The following is a 1,292-nucleotide window of genomic DNA, read 5'->3' as shown; positions in this document are numbered from 1 at the left end:
CCATCGCCGTGTCGCGAGCGGTTGCGACCAGGATCTCACCCGCATGGAGGATTACCCGGCGCTCCTGCCCGTCATAGCGCACGTCGATGGCCGTATCGGTGTTGAGAACGACGCGGGTACCGTCGGGCAAGTCGATCGCGCGGATTTCGCCTATCCGTGTACTGTGATCCGAGACGGCGGCATGCCAGGTGTCGGACTCGCGCACCGAATAGGCTAGGCGCCCCGCGACGGCCAATCCCAGTACCTGCAAGACCCGGCGTCGTCTAGACCCCGCGACCGCCGGTTTAAGCAGAGCTTGCCTCGCAATCTCGCGGGGCACGCTGTCGAGCTTGCCCTCCATCACCTGCAGGCGATTCCATGCACGCTCGTGGTCGGGATGTGCGGCGCGCCATTGGGCGCAGGCTGCCTTGTCGGCGTCAGTGGCATCCCCGGACCACAGGCGGGCCACCCACTCGGCGGCCCGTCGGATGATGATGGGATCGACGGGGGCTTGGGCGGATTCCCGGCGCACCCTGTCAGCGGGGAAGCTCATACATTGCCTGATAGCAGGCCTGTAGTCCGGCAGCGATGTACTTTTCGACAGACGACACCGAAACGTGGAGACGCTCGGCGATTTCCCGATAGCTCAGTCCGTCCACTTTGCATAGCAGCAAGGCCAGGCGCGCCTTTCCTGGCAGGCCGTGCAGGATAGCGTCGATCTCGATCAGGGCCTCCACCACCACAGCCCGGGTCTCTTCTGACGGCACCTTCACTTCCGGCAGCAGCGCGATGGCATCCAGATAGGCCGCTTCGATCTGGCGGCGGCGGTACAAATCGATGACCAGGCCATTCGCGATCTGGGTCAGGTGCCGGCGCGACTGATCCGCTCGCGGCGTCTTGCCCGAGGCCATGACGCGCACATAGGTGTCGTGCGCAAGATCCGCCGAATCGAAGACGTTGCCCAGTTTCTTGCGCAGCCAGCCCCGCAACCAGCCATGGTGCTCGCTGTATAGGACTTCGATTGGCTGGATCGGGGTTTCGGGCGCTGACATGGTTCGAACGATCTGGCGTCAAGCCTTTGAGAATTAAATGCGAATAATTCTCAATTATACCGAATTTATGACGAGATAGGTTTGAATCTACCCGATCGCTATTTCGATCGCACAAACCGCAGCCGCAAAAGCAAAACCCCCCAGTACTTTCGTACTGGGGGGTTTCAAGGGAGAGCCTGGCGATTACCTACTTTCACACGGGTATCCGCACTATCATCGGCGTGGAGTCGTTTCACGGTCCTGTTCGGGATGGGAAGGGGT

The 1,292-nt window shown here is 61.4% G+C and carries 2 protein-coding genes and 1 rRNA gene; all 3 read right to left on the bottom strand.

Annotation, left to right across the window (positions count from 1 at the left end; genetic code table 11):
* The coding region (locus tag AC1DS3_RS38765; protein WP_477129378.1) for a DUF4880 domain-containing protein at positions 1-532 on the bottom strand (532 nt) is incomplete at its 3' end.
* The gene (locus AC1DS3_RS38760) at positions 516-1,031 is read right to left on the bottom strand and encodes a sigma-70 family RNA polymerase sigma factor (RefSeq protein ID WP_441641527.1); all 516 of its coding nucleotides are present in this window, start codon (positions 1,029-1,031) and stop codon (positions 516-518) included. The genes AC1DS3_RS38760 and AC1DS3_RS38765, both read right to left, overlap by 17 nt.
* Before the next feature lie 174 nt (positions 1,032-1,205).
* A 5S ribosomal RNA gene (rrf, locus tag AC1DS3_RS38755) occupies positions 1,206-1,292 on the bottom strand; the annotation flags it as partial.

Source organism: Cupriavidus sp. 01L46, from assembly GCF_056399905.1.
This window is presented reverse-complemented; position numbering and strand designations above follow the sequence as displayed.